The following is a 16,625-nucleotide window of genomic DNA, read 5'->3' as shown; positions in this document are numbered from 1 at the left end:
AGGCAGGCTCGGGCATCTTATGACATTTCTTCGTGTGGCGACCGCCGCACTCTTCTCCTTGGCATCTGCGTCGCAGGCGGCTGCGCAAGACATCACCCTGACCTCGCATGACGGCAAGGTCGAGGTAATCGGCAATCTGCTAGGCTATGACGGCGAGTTCTATCGCATCGACACCCGGTTCGGCGCGCTTACCGTTGACGGCTCGGGCGTGACCTGCACGGGTCCCGCTTGCCCCAGCCTGACAGATTTTGTGGCCGAGGTTCGCCTGTCCGGCGCGTCAGTCATGGCCGAGAACATCTTGCCCGCGCTTTTGGTGGCCTTTGCCCGACACGAAGGGTGGGCCGCGACCCCACGACATCTGGAGGGCGGGCAATTTGCCTATGAGCTGACTAGACCCGACCGCGCGGCGCCGCTGGGTCGGTTCGTATTCACCCCCACAACCACCGACCAGGGGTTTGCCGATCAATTGTCAGGTAAGGCCGACATCGTCATGGCCCTGCGCGAGGTTCGACCAACCGAGCAAGACAGCGCCATCAAGGCCGGTTTGGGCGATCTGTCCCTGGCCCGGCGGTCCCGCATCGTGGCATTGGACGCGTTGGTGCCGGTGGTGTCACCAGACAATCCGATCCGACAGATATCACCCGCTGATCTGGTCCGCATCTTCACCGGAGAGATCACGAACTGGACCAGCCTGGGCGGACCCGACGCGCCAATTGCCGTGCATCTGCCGGACACCGACCCGTCGCAAGCCTTGCAGGACAGTTTGCTGACACCGGTAAACGCCTCCCTGCCCGCAAGGATCAACCAGCATAACCGCAGCAGCGCTCTGGTTCAGGCAGTTGCACGGGATCCGTTCGCCATCGGCATCGCCAGCCAGGCGGCGGTCGACACGGTCCGCGCGTTGCCCCTGACCGGCGGCTGCGGTCACGCGCTGGCGGCGACCCGACAATCCATCAAGACCGAGGACTACCCCCTCACCTCGCCCATGTTCCTTTACTTGCCCAACCGTCGCCTGCCCCGGATCGCAAGGCAGTTTCTGTCTTTCGCCCAAAGCCCCGAGGCGCAAGTCGCAATCCGAGATGCAGGTTTCGTCGATCAAGCCCCCGAGCTGTTGTCCATCGACCAGCAGGGACATCGCCTGGCCAACGCCGTCGCCTCGGGCGGGGCTGAAATTGGGCTGGACGAGCTACAACGCATAGTAGGTACATTGCGCGCCCAATCTCGGCTGTCGCTGTCCTTCCGGTTCGAGACAGGCTCCTCCCGCCCCGACGCGCAATCGCGCGCCAACATCCAGCTTTTGGCTCAGCTGGTGGAATCCGGCCAATTCGACACCCGGCGCCTCACATTTATCGGCTTCAGCGACGGCGACGGATCGGCACAAGCTAACGCCCAGATCGCCCTGCTGCGCGCCAAAACCGTGCGCAACGCCGTTCTGGCCGCAATTGAAGCTTCGATCTCCGAAAAGGTGGAACTGAATGTCGACGGTTTTGGCGAAGCCATGCCCATGGCCTGCGACGACACCGAATGGGGACGAAAGGTCAATCGTAGGGTCGAGGTTTGGGTCCAATAGCCCGGCCCTTCTTCTCGTTCCAAATACGGCGGGGGTGAATCGTCCCCAAAGGCGAAGAAGAGCAAAGCCCCTACAAATATCCTTCCGACAGGAAACTCAGTTCTGTCGATTTCCCGATGATCAGGTGGTCATGCAAGGTCAGACCCAACGCGACACAGGCATCCTGAATCCGGGTGGTCATATCGATATCCGACTGCGAGGGCGTTGGGTCACCTGACGGATGGTTATGCACCAGAATAAGCGCCGAGGCATTCAGCTCCAGCGCCCGTTTTGCCACCTCCCGCGGGTAGACCGGCACATGATCGACGGTGCCTTTAGCCTGCTCTTCATCCGCGATCAGCACGTTCTTACGGTCCAGATAGAACACCCGGAACTGCTCGGTCTCGCGATGGGCCATGGTCGTGTGGCAGTAATCCAGCAGCGCGTCCCAGCCCGAGATCACATGCCGCTGCATTACTCGCGCGCGGGCCATACGATGGGCGCAAGCCTCAAGAATCTTCAGGTCGGTGATGACCGTCTCACCCACACCTTTGATCTGACGCAGCCGTTCTTCGGGCGCGGTCAGCACGCGGTTGAAATCCCCAAACGTATCCATCAGCGCCCGCGCCAGCGGTTTCACATCCTGCCGGGGGATGGACCGGAACAGCACCAGCTCCAACAACTCATAATCCGGCATTGCAGCGGACCCGCCCGACATGAACCTTTCGCGCAGCCGCTTGCGATGGTCTTTGATATAGGAGGGCAATCGACCACTTGGCAGCGGCTGCGCGGGCGCTTCGTCCGTTTCAAACAGCATTGGGGCTTCGGCAAAGGCGTCCTTGGTCATGTTCTCACCCTGACGCCGAATCGGTTTCCAAACCGTTAACGCACTTCACCTGCCATGCGCGCCGTCGCGCGGCGGAAGATCAGATGCAATAGGATCGAAAACACGCCCAAGGTCAGCATCGCGGCAAACATCAGGTCGGTCTTGGCACGCCCATTGGCCAGCAGCATTAGATAGCCCAAGCCTTGAGACGAGCCCACCCACTCGCCAATCACGGCCCCGATGGGCGCATAAACCGCCGCCAGCCGCATCCCCGACGCCAGCGAGGGCAGCGCAGCCGGAATGCGGATATGCCACAACACTGCACGCGGGCTGGCCTGCATGGTGCGTGCAAGGTCCAGATAGCCGGGGGGCGTGCGCATCAATCCGTCAAAAAAGGACGAGGTGATCGGGAAATAGATGATCAGCACCGCCATCGCCACTTTGGACCACAGCCCATAGCCCAGCCACAGGGTCAGCAGCGGGGCCAGCGCAAAGACCGGCAGCGCCTGCGTGAACACCAGCATCGGCTGCACCAACACCCGCGCTGCCCGCGAATTGGCCAATTGCAGAGCGGTAATGACGCCGAGAGCCGTGCCGAAAGCCAAGCCGATCACCACCTCTACCGCTGTAATCCACGTATGTTCGGCAATCACCCAGCGGTTCTGCCACCAGGTTTCAGCCACCAGCGCGGGACCAGGGAGGATGAATTTCGGTAGGCCCGTCAAGCTGACGATCGCCTGCCATACGGCCAGCGCGAATACAGTTGCGGCAAGAGCGGACAGGATCTTCATGCCGCCTCTCTCAACAACCGCAACAACGCGCCCTGCGTCTCAAGCGTTTCCAGATCGTCCACATGGCGCGGGGCCGGAGCCGAGGGCGGATCGCAGGGCGTCAACCCCTGCGCCGTCATCACCATGATGGATTGACCCAAACGCGCGGCCTCGGCCGGATCATGCGTCACCAACAACACGGTGCGCCCGGCCAGCGCCTCGGCCGCCAAATCCTGCATATCCGCGCGGGTACGGGCATCGAGGGCAGAGAACGGCTCATCCAACAAAACGATGGGGCGATCCTCCATCAAGGTGCGCGCCAGAGCCACGCGCTGACGTTGACCGCCCGACAACTCACCGGGTTTCTTGTTCAGATGATCCTGCAATCGCATCCGCTCGATCAAACGGCCCCGGCGGGCCAGGTCGGGTTTTTCCCTGCGCAGCCGCGCGCCCAGAGACACATTCTGCGCCACCGTCGCCCAAGGCAGCAGCAAGTCGTCCTGCGCCATATAAGCCACCCGGCTTGGCACCGGCTGCGCATCGCTGGCTGTGATCTGTCCTTTGAAATCCGCGCCCGTCTCCAATCCAGCAATCAAGCGCAGAACGGTGGTTTTCCCCACACCCGATCCGCCCAGCAGACACGTCCACTGCCCCGCCCCAAGGGTCAGGGTCAACGGCGCGAACAAGGGCGCGCCGTCGATTGTGGCCGAGCCACTGATGGTCAGATCAGGCGCTTGGGTCACGGGGTCAGACCCATTTGCCAGAAATTGACCTCAAGCTCGGTCGCGGTGCGGAAGGTCTGACACAGACGGTTCCAACGCGGTGAGGCTTCGAAATCTGCCCCAATACGTCGAGTTAGAGCCTGGTCCAACAATTCTCCTACCGCACTGCACGCGCCCTGATAGTCCTCACCGGCATAGGTGTTGATCCAATCACGATAGGTCTCGGATGTAGCCTCGGCAGCCAGCCGCGCACCGATCTCACCATAACCCATGACACAGGGCGCAAGGGCCGCCAGCAGGTCCAGCAGATCTCCGCTATACCCGGCCTCTAACACGAACCGTGTATAGGCCAGATTCTCGGCCCGCTCGGGAGTCGCGAACAGCTCCTCCTGCGAAATCCCGGCAGCCTCGCAGATGCCGATATGCAGCTGCATTTCTTCAGCGACCAGAGCATTCACTGTTCCCACAGCGGTCAACATCTCGGAATGCGTTTCCGATTTCACCACCGCCAATGCCCAGGCGCGGCTAAAATGGATCAGGAACACGTAATCCTGCCGCAGATAGTGCAGGAACGCCTCACGCGGCAGCGTGCCGTCCTTCATGCCTTCGACGAAGGCGTGGCGGGTATAATCCCGCCACGGCCCTTGCGCCGCGTCACGCATCAGCGCGAAGGCTTTGCCGTAGCCGCTCATTGCGCGGTCACGTCAATGGTGATGTCACTAACCGGGTTGATGCTGTCGATCATGCCGCTGTCTTTCAGGAACGCCTCGAACCGTGCGTAGCGACCAGCGTCAAAACCAGCCGGACGCAGGGCGAAACGGGGCAGAGTGTCGACCCATGCGCGCGCGTTCAACTCATCCTGCAGCTCGGGCGATGTGGCCGCAAAAATCTCCCAGCTTTTTTCGGGGTTGTTGACGATATACTGCGTGGCTTTCTCGGTCGCGGCCAGAAAACGCGCGATCATGTCGGCATCCATGGTTTCGGGGTTGGCCACATAGATCAGCTCATCATAGGGCGGTACGCCTTCTTCCTCGATGTAAAAGCAGCGGCCCGCGACACCTTCGATATCCATCTGGTTCAGTTCGAAATTGCGGAACGCACCGATCACCGCATCCACCTGCCCGGTCATCAGCGACGGCGACAGCGAGAAGTTCACGTTGATCAATTCGATATCGTCCAGCGCCACCCCATGGGCATTCAGCATGGCGGTCAGAATGGCCTCTTCCACGCCCGCGACCGAGAAGCCGATCTTTTTCCCCTTCAGGTCGGCCAAAGATTTAATCGGACCGTCTTCCAACACCAGAAGGCAGTTCAGTGGGGTCGCAACCAGCGTGCCCACGCGTTTCAGCGGCAGGCCTTCGTGGATTTGCAGGTGCAGCTGCGGCTGGTAGGACACGGCCAGTTCGGCCTGACCTGCTGCCACCAAACGCGGCGGGGCAGAGGGATCGGCGGGCGGGACGATTTCAACCTCAAGCCGCTGCTCGGCGAAATAGCCATTTTCCTGCGCCACGATGATCGGGCCGTGGTCGGGGTTGATGAACCAGTCCAGCAGGACGGTCATCTTATCCTCGGCCCAGGCAGGCGCGGCAGCCAGCAAAGCAATGGCGGTAATCAGCTTTTTCATATCTCGCGTTTCCTTTTCGCTTACGAGGTCGAAGCCGCGACGAGGACAATCTCGCCTGGCCAATCCGGTTGAATCTGTTCGGCAGCACGCCATGCGCGCAGGCCAGTGGCGCAACACAAGGCCAGTCTTTTGCCTTGTTTAGGGTCTATTTCTTCCAAATTTTCAGGCGAAATGCGCTGCGCGTTCGGATGCGCTGGGATCGCCGCCTCAGCCTCATCGCGCAGCTCAATGATTTGATCTTCAGCACCGAGTTGACCGGCTGAGACGAACCGAAAACAGCTATTGGGTTCGGGCGCGTTGTCGAACCGGAAGGTGCTGGTACGCAGGGTACGCGCGTCGTATTGAACCATCTGCCCCAAGGGCGAGGGCGAGATCCCAAGGATCAGATTCAGCGCCATCTGCGCCTGCATCGCGCCAATTGTTCCAACGACCGGACCCAGTACACCAGCTGTGGCGCAGCTCGCTCCGCTATCGGGCGCGTCAGGGAACACCGCGCGCAGCGAGGGCGCCCCTCCGCAGAACCCACCAACATAGCCCGACAGCCCCAGCACCGAGGCGCTGATCAACGGTTTCCCCTGCGCCAAACAAGTATCGGACAGAATATAGCTGGCCGCATAGCTGTCAGCACAATCCAGGATCACATCCGCCTGCGCGGCCATATTGGGCGCATTTGCACTTGTTAAAGCATGTTCTAGCGCCTCAACTTCGATCTCATCGTTTAAGGCCCGACACCTCTCGGCGGCCACTTTGGCCTTGAGTCGCCCACAATCCGCCTGCGCGAACAGAGTCTGGCGATGCAGGTTGGACAGATCAACTGTATCCCTATCCATCACCGTGATCCGCCGTACCCCAGCCCCAGCCAACAATGGCAAGACCGGCGCAGCCAGCCCTCCGGCCCCCACAACCAGCACATGCGCCGAGGACAGACGCGCCTGTCCCTCTGCCCCCACCTCAGGCAGTATTGTTTGACGCCCGTAACGGCTCATCGGGTGGCCTCGATCCATTGGCGCACGCGCGCTTCGGGGTCCGTGTTCAGGGTGATATCTGTCACGACCGAGACGATATCCGCCCCCGCCTGCAGAACACCCGGCGCGCGTTCGACGCTCATCCCGCCGATCCCGACCAGAGGGATATCGCCCACCCGCGCCTTCCATTCGGTGACACGTGGCAGGCCCTGCTGATGCCATTTCATCTTTTTCAGGATAGTCGGATAAACCGGCCCCAGCGCCACATAATCCGGGTCCATGGCCAGAACGCGTTCCAACTCGTCGTCATCATGGGTCGATACGCCCAGCTTCAGTCCAGCCTTGCGAATGGCTTGCAAGTCGGCGTCGTCCAGATCCTCCTGCCCCAGGTGAATCCAGTCACACCCGGCCTCAATCGCGGCCTGCCAATAGTCGTTCACCACCAGAACCGCGCCATGCTGGCGGCACAGATCGCGTGACTGTGCAATCTGTTCGTGCACCACCGCATCGGGTTGATCCTTGGCGCGCAGCTGCACCAGTTTCACGCCCAGCGGCAGCATCCGCCGCAGCCAGTCCGAGTGATCAAAGATCGGGTAAAAGCGGTCGAGGCTCATGACAGAAACGCCTTTCCGATCACGGGCGTCGAGGCTTCGGCCATATCGCGCGCCTCGATCGGGTCGGCTTGATGGGCCAGTTGCCCGGCCTCAATCGCCTGCATCATGGCCCGCGCCATCGCCGGCGGATCACCCGCGCGCGCCACGGCGGTGTTCAGCAGTACCGCGTCATAGCCCAGCTCCATCGCGCGCGAGGCGTGGCTGGGCAGGCCAATGCCCGCATCAATCACCAACGGCACATCCGGGAATTCTGCCCGCATCGCCCGCAACGCGTATTCGTTGTTCAGCCCGCGCCCCGACCCAATCGGCGCGCCCCAGGGCATCAGCACCTCACACCCTGCAGCCAGCAGACGTTCACCTACGATCAGATCGTCGGTGGTGTAGGGGAAGACCTGAAACCCTTCCTCGGTCAGGATGCGGGCAGCCTCGACCAGTTGGAACACATCCGGCTGCAGACTATCCGTGTGCCCGATCAGTTCCAGCTTGATCCATTTGGTGTCGAACACCTCACGCGCCATCTGTGCAGTAGTCACAGCCTCTTTAACCGTATGGCACCCGGCGGTGTTCGGCAGGACCAACACGCCAAGATCGCGGATCATCTGCCAAAAGGTCTGACCGGCCCCGGATTCGCGCCGCAGCGACACGGTGGCCACCCCGGCCCCGCTTTCCCGAAACGCCTGCTCCAGAATGGCCGGGCTTGGATATTGCGCCGTGCCCAGCATCAAGGGGTTGGGCAAATCTGTGCCGTAAAACGTCTTCATCCTCAGCCCCCCTGCATCGGTGCGACGACCTCGACCCGGTCGCCATCTACCAGTTCGTGCGCAATGCGCAGGCTCGAAGGAACGAATTCCTCGTTCACCGCCGTTGCGACCCGGCCCGAGAATCCGCATTCAACCAACATTTCCGACAGCGTCAGAGCCGTAATTTCTCGGGTCTCGCCATTAAGCACGATCTTCATCGACCATCTCCGAATGTTTGTTTTCAAGCGCCAGATCGGCCACACCCTGCGCCAGCGCCGGGGCCAGTAGATAGCCGTGGCGATAAAGACCGTTGGCGTAGATCGTGTGGCCCAAGCGCCGGATACGCGGCAGATTGTCGGGAAAAGCAGGACGTAGATCGACACCAATCTCCAGAACCTCGGCCTCACCGAAGGCCGGGTTCAGCGCATAGGCTGCACTGAGCAACTCCAGAATGGAGCGCGCGGTGATCCGACTGCTGTCCTCAGACTCGATCATCGTTGCGCCCAGCATGTAAACGCCATCTCCGCGCGGTACGATGTAGAGCGGCATCCGCGGATGCAACAGCCGCACCGGGCGGGTCAGGTGGATATCCGGGCAGCGGATCACCAGCATCTCACCCTTCACGCCGCGCAGATCATGCAAAACCTCGCGTGCATGTAACCCTCGGCAGTCTATCGCGTTTTCCAGACGGGGCGGGGCGAGTTTCTGGTGAAATTCAACCCCTTGACCCTGCAACTGCCGGTAGAGGTCCTGCAGCGCTTGCCGAGGGTCCAGATGCGCCTCATCCGGGAAGAACAAAGCTTTGGAGAAGCCATGCAGATCAGGCTCTAATTCTTGAATTTGGGTCTGATCAACATCTGAGAATGCCTGGGTCCTGCGCGCAAACCGCCGCAAATCCGGCAGATCGCGCGGATTGGCCACGACCAGAGTTCCGCGCCGCTGCACCTGTGTACGCGCGGCCCACCAGTCCAACGCGGTCTTTCCCAATCGCAGCACCGGCTCTTCGGCATTTTCATATTCGCACCATGGGGCCAGCATCCCGCCAGCCCACCACGAACACCCATGCGCACCGGGCGGGCCACCGGGATCAAAGACCTGCACCTTGGCGCCGCGCGACACTATCTCGCTAGCCACGGCCAACCCTGCGACACCGGCGCCTATGACCGACCAGATCGTCACGCAGGCCAAACCTCATGAAAATGATGAACCGGGCCGTGGCCCTGCCCAATATCCAATGCATCCGCCTTGGCAATCGCACCTTGCAAATAGTCATGAGCCTGCGCAACCGCGTCCGGGATCGTCAGGCCCTCGGCCAATCCGGCCGCAATAGACGAAGACAAGGTGCACCCGGTGCCATGCGTGTTTCTGGTTTGGCGGCGCGGTGCGGTGAACTCGGCGATCAGCCCTGCCGAACTGACCAGAAGATCATGGCAAATCTCGCCTTGCCCATGCCCCCCTTTCATCAGAACAGTTTGCGCCCCATACCCACATAGGGCGCGACCTTGTTCAACCATCTCATTGGGGCTTTGTGCATCAGAAGACCCCAGCAAACACGCAGCCTCGGGCAAATTCGGAGTCAAGACCGAGGCGCGAGGCACCAACACATCCCTAAGCGTTTGAACAGCATCCTCGGCAAGCAAAGCGTCGCCGGATTTGGCGATCATCACAGGGTCTAACACAATAGGGCCGTCGAATTCGGCGATGCTGCCGGCCACAGTGTGGATAATGTCTGGCGTTGCGAGCATTCCGATCTTGATGGCACCCACGTCCAAGTCCGTCAGAACCGCTTCGATCTGCGCCGCAATCACATCCAGCGGGATGCCATGAACCGCCGTAACCGCCCTGGTATTTTGCGCCGTCACTGCCGTTATCACACTGGCGCCGTATACGCCAAGCGCCGACATGGCCTTGAGGTCAGCTTGAATTCCAGCCCCACCGCCGCTGTCCGAACCGGCAATCGTCAATGCAATAGCGGCCATATCGTTGCTCCAAATTCTTGGGGCAATCGCGGCGTAGAAACCGTCTATAGTTTGACGACCGTTCCCTCCGCCGGAATTGCCCGGATCAGGTTCGATGGGTTGATGCGAAAGCACCTCTCAGCCCCTTCTAGGAGGCACCCCAACGGTTGGCGCGGAACATCTCAGGCGCGCAAGAAATAATCAAGAGGATTCTGCGAGGCTCTGCCTCGCGCTCCGGGATATTTACGACCAGATGAAGAGCGGATCCCACTTTACCTGGCCAAAAGTATACCGGGGGAGTCGCCTGGAACATACGGCGGGGGCAGGGCCCCCTATTCGACTTTTCAGCCCTTCATTCCGTCCCAGAAAGACTTGACGGATGAGAAAAAGCTTTTGGACTCTGGGTGGTTATCTTCACCCAAGTCGTCGAACTCCTTCAACAGTTCTTTCTGACGGCTAGTCAGGTTCACTGGCGTTTCCACTGCAAGTTCAATAAACATGTCGCCTACACCGCCGCCGCGCAAAGCGGGCATACCCTTACCGCGCAAGCGCATCTGACGACCTGACTGACTGCCCGCCGGGATTTGCACGCGACCGCGGCCACCGTCGATGGTAGGAACTTCGATCGAACCGCCCAACGCTGCTTTGGCCATGCTGACTGGCACGCGGCAATAGAGGTTTACGCTGTCTCGTTCGAACAGTTTATGGTCCGACACTTCGACGAAGATGTACAGATCACCCGGAGGGCCGCCGCGCATTCCGGCCTCACCCTCGCCCGCCAGACGTATACGGGTACCCGTTTCCACCCCGGCGGGGATGTTGACGGATAGCGCGCGCTCTTTTTCCACGCGACCCGCACCGCCACAGGATTTACAGGGGTTCTTGATGATCTGGCCCAGACCCGAGCAAGTCGGGCAGGTGCGTTCCACAGTAAAGAAACCCTGCTGTGCCCGAACTTTGCCCATACCCGAGCAGGTCGGGCAGGTTGTCGGTTCTACACCACCTTCGGCACCCGAACCGTCACAGGCTGAACAGGCCACAGCGGCCGGCACGTTGATGGTTTTTTGCAGACCTGAGAACGCCTCTTCTAGCGTGACGCGCAGGTTGTAGCGCAGGTCCGAGCCGCGGGCGGCGCGACGTCCACCGCCTCCGCCACGTTGGCCACCCATGAAATCGCCGAACAGATCGTCGAACACGTCCGAGAAGGCGCTGGAAAAATCGCCCTGACCGAAGCCGCCGCCAGGACGGCCACCACCGCCCATGCCATTTTCAAACGCGGCGTGGCCAAAGCGATCATAGGCCGCTTTTTTGTCAGCATCGCGCAGGACGTCATAAGCCTCATTTGCTTCTTTGAACTGCGCTTCGGCATCCGGGTTGTCTTTGTTGCGGTCCGGATGCAATTCCTTGGCTTTCTTGCGAAAACCTTTTTTGATCTCATCCGCCGATGCGCCCTTGGCTACGCCGAGCACATCGTAATAGTCGCGTTTTGACATCAGTATGTCCTTCTGCCTCAACGTAAATAGGCCGGCCCGGAGAACGGACCGGCCCGCATTGGCCCGGTGAGCCGTTAGTTACGTTTGTCGTCGTCCAGATCTTCGAACTCGGCGTCGACAATGTCATCATCGCCCGGCGCTGCATCGGCTGCGGCCGGTTCTTCTTCGCCTTCCTCGGACTGCGCCTTGTAGATGGCTTCGCCCAACTTCATCGCGGCTTCGGTGACGTTCTGGATGCCAGACTTGATCTTGTCGGCATTCTCGGTTTCCAGCTCGTCCTTCAGCGCGGCAATCGCCAGCTCGATCGCTTCGATAGTGGTCGGGTCGACCTTGTCGGCATGCTCTTCCATCGACTTTTCGGTCGAGTGGATGAGGCTTTCCGCTTGGTTCTTGGCGTCGACCAGCTCGCGGCGTTCCTTGTCGGCCTCGGCGTTTTCCTCGGCGTCCTTGACCATCTTCTCGATATCCGCGTCGGACAGACCGCCCGAGGCTTGGATGGTGATCTTCTGCTCTTTGCCGGTACCTTTGTCCTTGGCCGAAACCGAGACAATGCCGTTTGCGTCGATGTCAAACGTCACCTCGATCTGAGGCATACCGCGCGGTGCGGGCGGGATATCCTCGAGGTTGAACTGACCCAGGATCTTGTTGTCCGCAGCCATTTCACGCTCACCCTGAAACACGCGGATGGTCACGGCGTTCTGGTTGTCCTCGGCGGTCGAGAAGACCTGAGACTTTTTGGTCGGGATCGTGGTGTTGCGGTCGATCAGACGGGTGAACACGCCACCCAGCGTTTCAATACCCAGCGACAGCGGGGTCACGTCCAGCAGAACCACGTCCTTGACGTCGCCTTGCAGAACACCGGCTTGGATAGCGGCGCCCATGGCAACAACTTCGTCCGGGTTCACGCCTTTGTGCGGCTCTTTACCGAAGAATTTGGTGACCTCTTCGATCACTTTCGGCATCCGGGTCATACCACCGACCAGAACAACCTCGTCCACATCGCTGGCCGACAGACCGGCGTCTTTCAGAGCGGCCGCACAGGGCTTCATCGACTTTTTGATCAGGTCGCCCACCAGCGATTCAAGCTTGGCGCGGGTCAGTTTCATGACCATGTGCAGCGGTTGACCGTTGGCACCCATCGAGATGAAAGGCTGGTTGATTTCGGTCTGCGAGGTCGAGGACAGCTCGATCTTGGCTTTTTCGGCGGCTTCTTTCAGACGCTGCAGGGCCATCTTGTCTTGCGACAGGTCGACACCGTGTTCCTTTTTGAACTCATCCGCCAGGTAGTTGACGATGCGCATGTCAAAGTCTTCACCACCCAGGAAGGTGTCACCGTTGGTCGATTTAACCTCGAACAGGCCGTCGTCGATTTCCAGAATGGTCACGTCGAAGGTACCACCACCAAGGTCATAAACCGCGATGGTTTGCGTTTCTTCCTTGTCCAGACCATAGGCCAGAGCAGCCGCTGTCGGTTCGTTGATGATCCGCAGCACTTCCAGACCGGCGATTTTGCCGGCGTCTTTGGTGGCCTGACGCTGAGCATCGTTGAAGTATGCCGGAACAGTGATAACCGCTTGCGTGACTTCCTCACCCAGATAGCTTTCTGCGGTTTCCTTCATCTTGCCCAGAGTGAAGGCCGAGATCTGGCTTGGGGAGTACTTTTCGCCGCGAGCTTCAACCCACGCGTCGCCGTTGCCACCGTTCACGATAGCATACGGCACCATTTTCTTATCTTTTTCGACTTCGGCATCATCCACACGACGACCGATCAGGCGCTTGACGCCAAAGATCGTGTTGTCGGGGTTGGTGACCGCCTGACGTTTTGCAGGCTGACCGACCAGTCGCTCATCTTCGGTGAAGGCGACGATCGAGGGCGTGGTCCGCGCCCCTTCGGCGTTTTCGATGACCTTCGGCTGCGAGCCGTCCATGATAGCCACGCACGAGTTGGTGGTTCCCAGGTCAATCCCGATTACTTTGCTCATATGTTCGATCCCTTTCTCTTCAAGGCGATGTCCCGAGGCCGGGACCCGTTATGGCATCCCTGCCTCGATCTCAATTGCGCAATGGCCCTACACCATCACGCGTCCCGGCGTATATAAGGGCGAGACCAAAAGCCTGCAAGCGGTGTAAATCGCAGGTTTTCGGGAATCTGGGGCCTTTTTTGCAACGTTTCGGCAAGGATTGAGGAATCTTCGATGACGCGGCTGCTTTTGCGCGATTTCGATATCAGAAAAGCCTATCTGGATGTGGCGGCGCAGACCGCGCTGATCGACCTGTTGCGCCCGATTCTGAAATCCGCACCCCTGTTCCGCCCGACGACGCCATCAGGCAAAGAGATGTCGGTCCGAATGACCTCGGCCGGGGCGCTGGGATGGGTGTCGGACCGGGCGGGGTACCGGTATCAGGATCACCATCCCAAGGGGGTGGCATGGCCCGCGATACCCGATCCGATCCTTGAAATCTGGCACGCCCTCGCCAGCGTCGAGCGCGACCCAGATTGCTGCCTGATCAACTATTATGGCGAGGGCACCCGCATGGGCCTGCATCAGGACAAGGATGAAGCTGACTTTTCCTGGCCAGTCCTGTCAATCTCGCTGGGCGATGATGCTTTGTTTCGCATCGGCAACACCACCCGTGGCGGCAAGACCGAGTCGATCTGGCTGAACTCGGGCGATGTGGTGATCATGGGCGGCCCCGCGCGCCTGACCTATCACGGGGTGGACCGTATCCGGTTCGGATCATCCAAACTGTTGCCCAAGGGTGGTCGGATCAATCTGACGTTGCGCGTGGCGACCTAGCTGCGCGCCCCCCAGCTTTTCGACACGTGCTGACGGGTGAAGAAAATGCCCAGCAAACCGATCAAAAGCAGGATAATGCCTACCCAAAGCGCGTATTCCCAGCTGGTCTGGCGCGGGAAATAGTTGCGAAACACGAACCCGCGGCATTGGTCAATGACGTGAAACAGCGGGTTCCAGATAAACATGGTCAAAGTGAACCCACCCAGACTGTTGGCCACAAACATCTTGCCAGAAAAGATCATATTGATCCGACGGTAGACGACGGACGAAATGGACACAAATGTCGGAAGCCAGGGCTTGAGCGCCATAAACAGGACGCCAACTGCGCTGCCGGTAAACCAGGCCAGCACAAGCATATAGAACGCGCCACCCGGATCCTGTATTTCAAGCGGTTCGATGGCGACGTGATACATGAACAGGATGACCAGGATCGAAACCAGTTGCGTGTAGAACGTCCCGAACGCCGCCGCCAGAAGCGACACCATCATGTTCATCGGCGAATGCAGCATCATCGGGTTGTTTCCGGTCGCAACCCCGGCCACGCCGCTTACGGATTTCACGTGGGTTAGAAACAGAAACACTCCTGACAGCAGAAACAGGATGGGATTGCCGCGAATCTTGGACAAGCCGGTTATCTTTCCAACCAACGTCATGATCAGATAGAACACCGTTACCAGCGCAAGGATCTGGACGATATTCATGATCACCGCCAGCACCGCGTTCGACCGTTGCGAACGGATGCTGCGCACCACCGAATGAAACACCAGTTCCGAGGTGGTGAAGGCACCACCCAAAAGCGTCCGGTTTCGCTTAAAGTAATACACCTGCGCGGTCTTTCCTGCTTTATTGCCAGCAATCTGGCACGAAATTCTTGCTGTTCCGTAACCGGGACATCATAAGGCCGTCAGGATTTTCAATCAACAAATCACAGGAACGGAGCCTTTTTGTGACCTACGACGCCCTCATCCCCGTCATTCGACGTTTGGCCCTGGAAGCCGGTGACAAGATCATGGAGATCTATAACTCGGATGATTTCGACGTGAAGGTCAAATCTGATGCCAGCCCTGTGACCGAAGCGGATGAGGCTGCGGACGCTCTTATCTCGGCCGGCCTGCGCGCAGCCTTCCCCGATATCCTGCTGGTGACCGAGGAACAGGCGGCCTCGCACTCTGAGAAAGGCGACACGTTCCTGATCGTGGACCCGCTGGACGGCACCAAAGAGTTCATCAACCGTCGCGGGGATTTCACAGTGAACATTGCGCTGGTGGAAAATGGCGTACCGACGCGCGGGGTGGTTTACGCCCCGGCCAAGGGACGCATGTTTTATACCCAGCCCGATGGACAATCGGTTGAGGAAACCGGCGCTCTGGACAAGGATGTTGTGGGCAACGTGACGCCGATACTCGTCTCTAAACCAAACAATTCGGCGCTTCTGATCGTGGCCTCCAAGTCGCACCGCGATCAGGCAACTGAGGACTACATCAACAAGTATCAAGTGCGCGACAGCAAAAGCGCGGGTTCATCGCTCAAATTCTGTCTAGTCGCAACCGGTGAGGCCGATCTGTACCCTCGCGTTGGCCGCACAATGGAATGGGACACAGCCGCAGGTCACGCAGTTCTGGCCGGTGCCGGCGGCAAGGTGGTTCGCTTCGACAACCACGAACCGCTGACCTATGGCAAGGACGGCTATGCAAACCCGTTCTTCATCGCCTACGCTCCGGGTGTTGAGTTGAAGGAAGCCTGATGTCCGTTCTGATCGCCATTCCCGCCCGCTATGCCTCGTCCCGCTATCCGGGCAAACCGCTGGTGCCTCTGACCGGGGCAAGCGGCAAGGCGATGACGCTGATTGAACGGTCGTGGCGTGCGGCCTGTTCAGTGTCGGGCGTGGACAAGGTAGTTGTCGCCACCGATGACGACCGTATCCGCGAGGCGGCCGAAGGGTTTGGCGCCGAGGTGGTGATGACTTCAGACACCTGCCAGAATGGCACCGAACGCTGCGCTGAAACCCATGCCAATCTGGGCGCGGGCTATGATATCGTGGTGAACCTTCAGGGCGACGCGCCACTGACACCGCATTGGTTTGTGGAAGACCTGATCGCGGGCCTGCGCGCCGCACCCGAGGCCGGTGTGGCCACACCTGTTCTTCGCTGCGATGGCGATGCGCTCAACAGCCTGCTGAACGACCGCAAACATGGCCGGGTCGGCGGCACTACGGCGGTTTTTGCGTCCGATCACAGCGCCATGTATTTCTCGAAAGAGGTGGTGCCTTTCACAGCGCAGACCTATGCGGGCACCGAGGATACCCCGGTGTTTCACCACGTAGGCGTCTATGCCTATCGCCCTGACGCGCTGGCCGCCTATCCCACATGGCCGGTGGGCCCGCTGGAACAGCTGGAAGGTCTGGAACAGCTGCGCTTCATGGAAAATGGTCGCAAAGTTCTGTGCGTCGAGGTCGAGGCCAAAGGTCGCCAGTTCTGGGAACTGAACAACCCCCAAGACGTGCCCAAGCTAGAGCAGATGATGGCCGAAATGGGCTTGGAATAAACCATGAGCCTTGATGCAGAAC

Annotated in this window: 18 protein-coding genes and 1 riboswitch; of the genes, 4 read left to right on the top strand and 14 right to left on the bottom strand. The window is 59.9% G+C overall.

Annotated elements, in window-relative coordinates; genetic code table 11:
- Positions 1–19: 19 nt before the first annotated feature.
- Complete coding sequence (locus GOV79_RS14040) at positions 20–1,570, top strand: substrate-binding domain-containing protein (RefSeq protein ID WP_170790239.1); 1,551 nt, start codon at positions 20–22, stop codon at positions 1,568–1,570.
- A gap of 70 nt (positions 1,571–1,640) precedes the next feature.
- Here the strand turns inward: GOV79_RS14040 and radC are convergent, their stop codons facing one another.
- The 13 genes from radC to dnaK form a co-directional block, all read right to left on the bottom strand.
- Positions 1,641–2,396 carry a RadC family protein gene (radC, locus tag GOV79_RS14035; RefSeq protein WP_170790238.1) on the bottom strand — a complete coding sequence of 252 codons (756 nt, stop codon included), beginning with the start codon at positions 2,394–2,396 and terminating at the stop codon, positions 1,641–1,643.
- A 35-nt stretch (positions 2,397–2,431) separates the two neighbouring features.
- Positions 2,432–3,166, bottom strand: a complete 735-nt coding sequence (locus GOV79_RS14030) for an ABC transporter permease (protein WP_170790237.1) — start codon at positions 3,164–3,166, stop codon at positions 2,432–2,434.
- Positions 3,163–3,888 (bottom strand): ABC transporter ATP-binding protein, encoded by a 726-nt coding sequence (locus tag GOV79_RS14025; RefSeq protein ID WP_170790236.1) that lies wholly within the window; start codon positions 3,886–3,888, stop codon positions 3,163–3,165. The genes GOV79_RS14030 and GOV79_RS14025 overlap by 4 nt, the downstream gene beginning before the upstream one ends.
- Positions 3,885–4,559, bottom strand: coding sequence for a thiaminase II (tenA, locus tag GOV79_RS14020; RefSeq protein WP_237218026.1), 675 nt, complete (start codon positions 4,557–4,559; stop codon positions 3,885–3,887). The genes GOV79_RS14025 and tenA overlap by 4 nt, the downstream gene beginning before the upstream one ends.
- Positions 4,556–5,491 carry an ABC transporter substrate-binding protein gene (locus tag GOV79_RS14015; protein ID WP_170790235.1) on the bottom strand — a complete coding sequence of 312 codons (936 nt, stop codon included), beginning with the start codon at positions 5,489–5,491 and terminating at the stop codon, positions 4,556–4,558. Before GOV79_RS14015 ends, tenA begins: the two co-directional genes overlap by 4 nt.
- A gap of 20 nt (positions 5,492–5,511) precedes the next feature.
- Complete coding sequence (locus GOV79_RS14010) at positions 5,512–6,477, bottom strand: HesA/MoeB/ThiF family protein (protein ID WP_170790234.1); 966 nt, start codon at positions 6,475–6,477, stop codon at positions 5,512–5,514.
- Positions 6,474–7,070, bottom strand: coding sequence for a thiamine phosphate synthase (locus GOV79_RS14005; RefSeq protein WP_170790233.1), 597 nt, complete (start codon positions 7,068–7,070; stop codon positions 6,474–6,476). The genes GOV79_RS14010 and GOV79_RS14005 overlap by 4 nt, the downstream gene beginning before the upstream one ends.
- A complete protein-coding gene (locus GOV79_RS14000; protein ID WP_170790232.1) occupies positions 7,067–7,831 on the bottom strand; it encodes a thiazole synthase in 765 nt (254 codons plus the stop codon). Before GOV79_RS14000 ends, GOV79_RS14005 begins: the two co-directional genes overlap by 4 nt.
- A gap of 2 nt (positions 7,832–7,833) precedes the next feature.
- The gene (gene thiS / locus GOV79_RS13995; protein WP_170790231.1) at positions 7,834–8,028 is read right to left on the bottom strand and encodes a sulfur carrier protein ThiS; all 195 of its coding nucleotides are present in this window, start codon (positions 8,026–8,028) and stop codon (positions 7,834–7,836) included.
- Positions 8,012–8,989: a glycine oxidase ThiO gene (thiO, locus tag GOV79_RS13990; RefSeq protein WP_170790230.1), complete on the bottom strand. Its 978-nt coding sequence runs from the start codon at positions 8,987–8,989 to the stop codon at positions 8,012–8,014. The genes thiS and thiO overlap by 17 nt, the downstream gene beginning before the upstream one ends.
- Positions 8,986–9,789 (bottom strand): bifunctional hydroxymethylpyrimidine kinase/phosphomethylpyrimidine kinase, encoded by an 804-nt coding sequence (gene thiD, locus GOV79_RS13985; RefSeq protein ID WP_170790229.1) that lies wholly within the window; start codon positions 9,787–9,789, stop codon positions 8,986–8,988. Before thiD ends, thiO begins: the two co-directional genes overlap by 4 nt.
- A 45-nt stretch (positions 9,790–9,834) precedes the next feature.
- Positions 9,835–9,941: riboswitch (TPP riboswitch) on the bottom strand.
- Between the two features lie 171 nt (positions 9,942–10,112).
- A complete protein-coding gene (gene dnaJ / locus GOV79_RS13980; protein ID WP_170771415.1) occupies positions 10,113–11,261 on the bottom strand; it encodes a molecular chaperone DnaJ in 1,149 nt (382 codons plus the stop codon).
- A gap of 74 nt (positions 11,262–11,335) precedes the next feature.
- Positions 11,336–13,243, bottom strand: a complete 1,908-nt coding sequence (gene dnaK, locus GOV79_RS13975) for a molecular chaperone DnaK (RefSeq protein WP_170790228.1) — start codon at positions 13,241–13,243, stop codon at positions 11,336–11,338.
- Between the two features lie 213 nt (positions 13,244–13,456).
- On the opposite strand from dnaK, the gene GOV79_RS13970 reads away from it, so the two are divergent.
- On the top strand, positions 13,457–14,059 hold the full coding sequence (locus tag GOV79_RS13970) for an alpha-ketoglutarate-dependent dioxygenase AlkB family protein (protein ID WP_170771411.1): 603 nt from the start codon (positions 13,457–13,459) through the stop codon (positions 14,057–14,059).
- Here GOV79_RS13970 and GOV79_RS13965 read toward each other — a convergent pair.
- Positions 14,056–14,883, bottom strand: coding sequence for an ABC transporter permease (locus tag GOV79_RS13965; protein WP_170790227.1), 828 nt, complete (start codon positions 14,881–14,883; stop codon positions 14,056–14,058). The two genes, GOV79_RS13970 and GOV79_RS13965, sit on opposite strands and share 4 nt — an antisense overlap.
- A gap of 122 nt (positions 14,884–15,005) precedes the next feature.
- Here GOV79_RS13965 and cysQ point away from each other — a divergent pair, with 122 nt between their 5' ends.
- Together cysQ and GOV79_RS13955 are read left to right on the top strand one after the other, a co-directional pair.
- On the top strand, positions 15,006–15,803 hold the full coding sequence (gene cysQ / locus GOV79_RS13960) for a 3'(2'),5'-bisphosphate nucleotidase CysQ (protein WP_170790226.1): 798 nt from the start codon (positions 15,006–15,008) through the stop codon (positions 15,801–15,803).
- Positions 15,803–16,603, top strand: a complete 801-nt coding sequence (locus tag GOV79_RS13955; protein WP_170790225.1) for a 3-deoxy-manno-octulosonate cytidylyltransferase — start codon at positions 15,803–15,805, stop codon at positions 16,601–16,603. The genes cysQ and GOV79_RS13955 overlap by 1 nt, the downstream gene beginning before the upstream one ends.
- Positions 16,604–16,625 lie beyond the last annotated feature (22 nt).

The sequence above is a fragment of the Ruegeria lacuscaerulensis genome (genome assembly GCF_013034745.1).
Lineage (GTDB): Bacteria > Pseudomonadota > Alphaproteobacteria > Rhodobacterales > Rhodobacteraceae > Ruegeria > Ruegeria lacuscaerulensis_B.
The sequence above is the reverse complement of the archived record's forward strand: the minus strand, read 5'-3'. Positions and strand labels throughout refer to the sequence as shown.

Bases quoted from the DNA above. Each gene is read 5' to 3' on its own strand.
- GOV79_RS14040 (WP_170790239.1), top strand. From the start codon at position 20: ATGACATTTCTTCGTGTGGCGACCGCCGCACTCTTCTCCTTGGCATCT.
- GOV79_RS14000 (WP_170790232.1), bottom strand. From the start codon at position 7,831: ATGAAGACGTTTTACGGCACAGATTTGCCCAACCCCTTGATGCTGGGC.
- dnaK (WP_170790228.1), bottom strand. From the start codon at position 13,243: ATGAGCAAAGTAATCGGGATTGACCTGGGAACCACCAACTCGTGCGTG.
- GOV79_RS13970 (WP_170771411.1), top strand. From the start codon at position 13,457: ATGACGCGGCTGCTTTTGCGCGATTTCGATATCAGAAAAGCCTATCTG.
- radC (WP_170790238.1), bottom strand. From the start codon at position 2,396: ATGACCAAGGACGCCTTTGCCGAAGCCCCAATGCTGTTTGAAACGGAC.
- GOV79_RS14030 (WP_170790237.1), bottom strand. From the start codon at position 3,166: ATGAAGATCCTGTCCGCTCTTGCCGCAACTGTATTCGCGCTGGCCGTA.
- GOV79_RS14005 (WP_170790233.1), bottom strand. From the start codon at position 7,070: ATGAGCCTCGACCGCTTTTACCCGATCTTTGATCACTCGGACTGGCTG.
- thiD (WP_170790229.1), bottom strand. From the start codon at position 9,789: ATGGCCGCTATTGCATTGACGATTGCCGGTTCGGACAGCGGCGGTGGG.
- GOV79_RS14010 (WP_170790234.1), bottom strand. From the start codon at position 6,477: ATGAGCCGTTACGGGCGTCAAACAATACTGCCTGAGGTGGGGGCAGAG.
- GOV79_RS14015 (WP_170790235.1), bottom strand. From the start codon at position 5,491: ATGAAAAAGCTGATTACCGCCATTGCTTTGCTGGCTGCCGCGCCTGCC.
- thiS (WP_170790231.1), bottom strand. From the start codon at position 8,028: ATGAAGATCGTGCTTAATGGCGAGACCCGAGAAATTACGGCTCTGACG.
- dnaJ (WP_170771415.1), bottom strand. From the start codon at position 11,261: ATGTCAAAACGCGACTATTACGATGTGCTCGGCGTAGCCAAGGGCGCA.
- tenA (WP_237218026.1), bottom strand. From the start codon at position 4,559: ATGAGCGGCTACGGCAAAGCCTTCGCGCTGATGCGTGACGCGGCGCAA.
- GOV79_RS13955 (WP_170790225.1), top strand. From the start codon at position 15,803: ATGTCCGTTCTGATCGCCATTCCCGCCCGCTATGCCTCGTCCCGCTAT.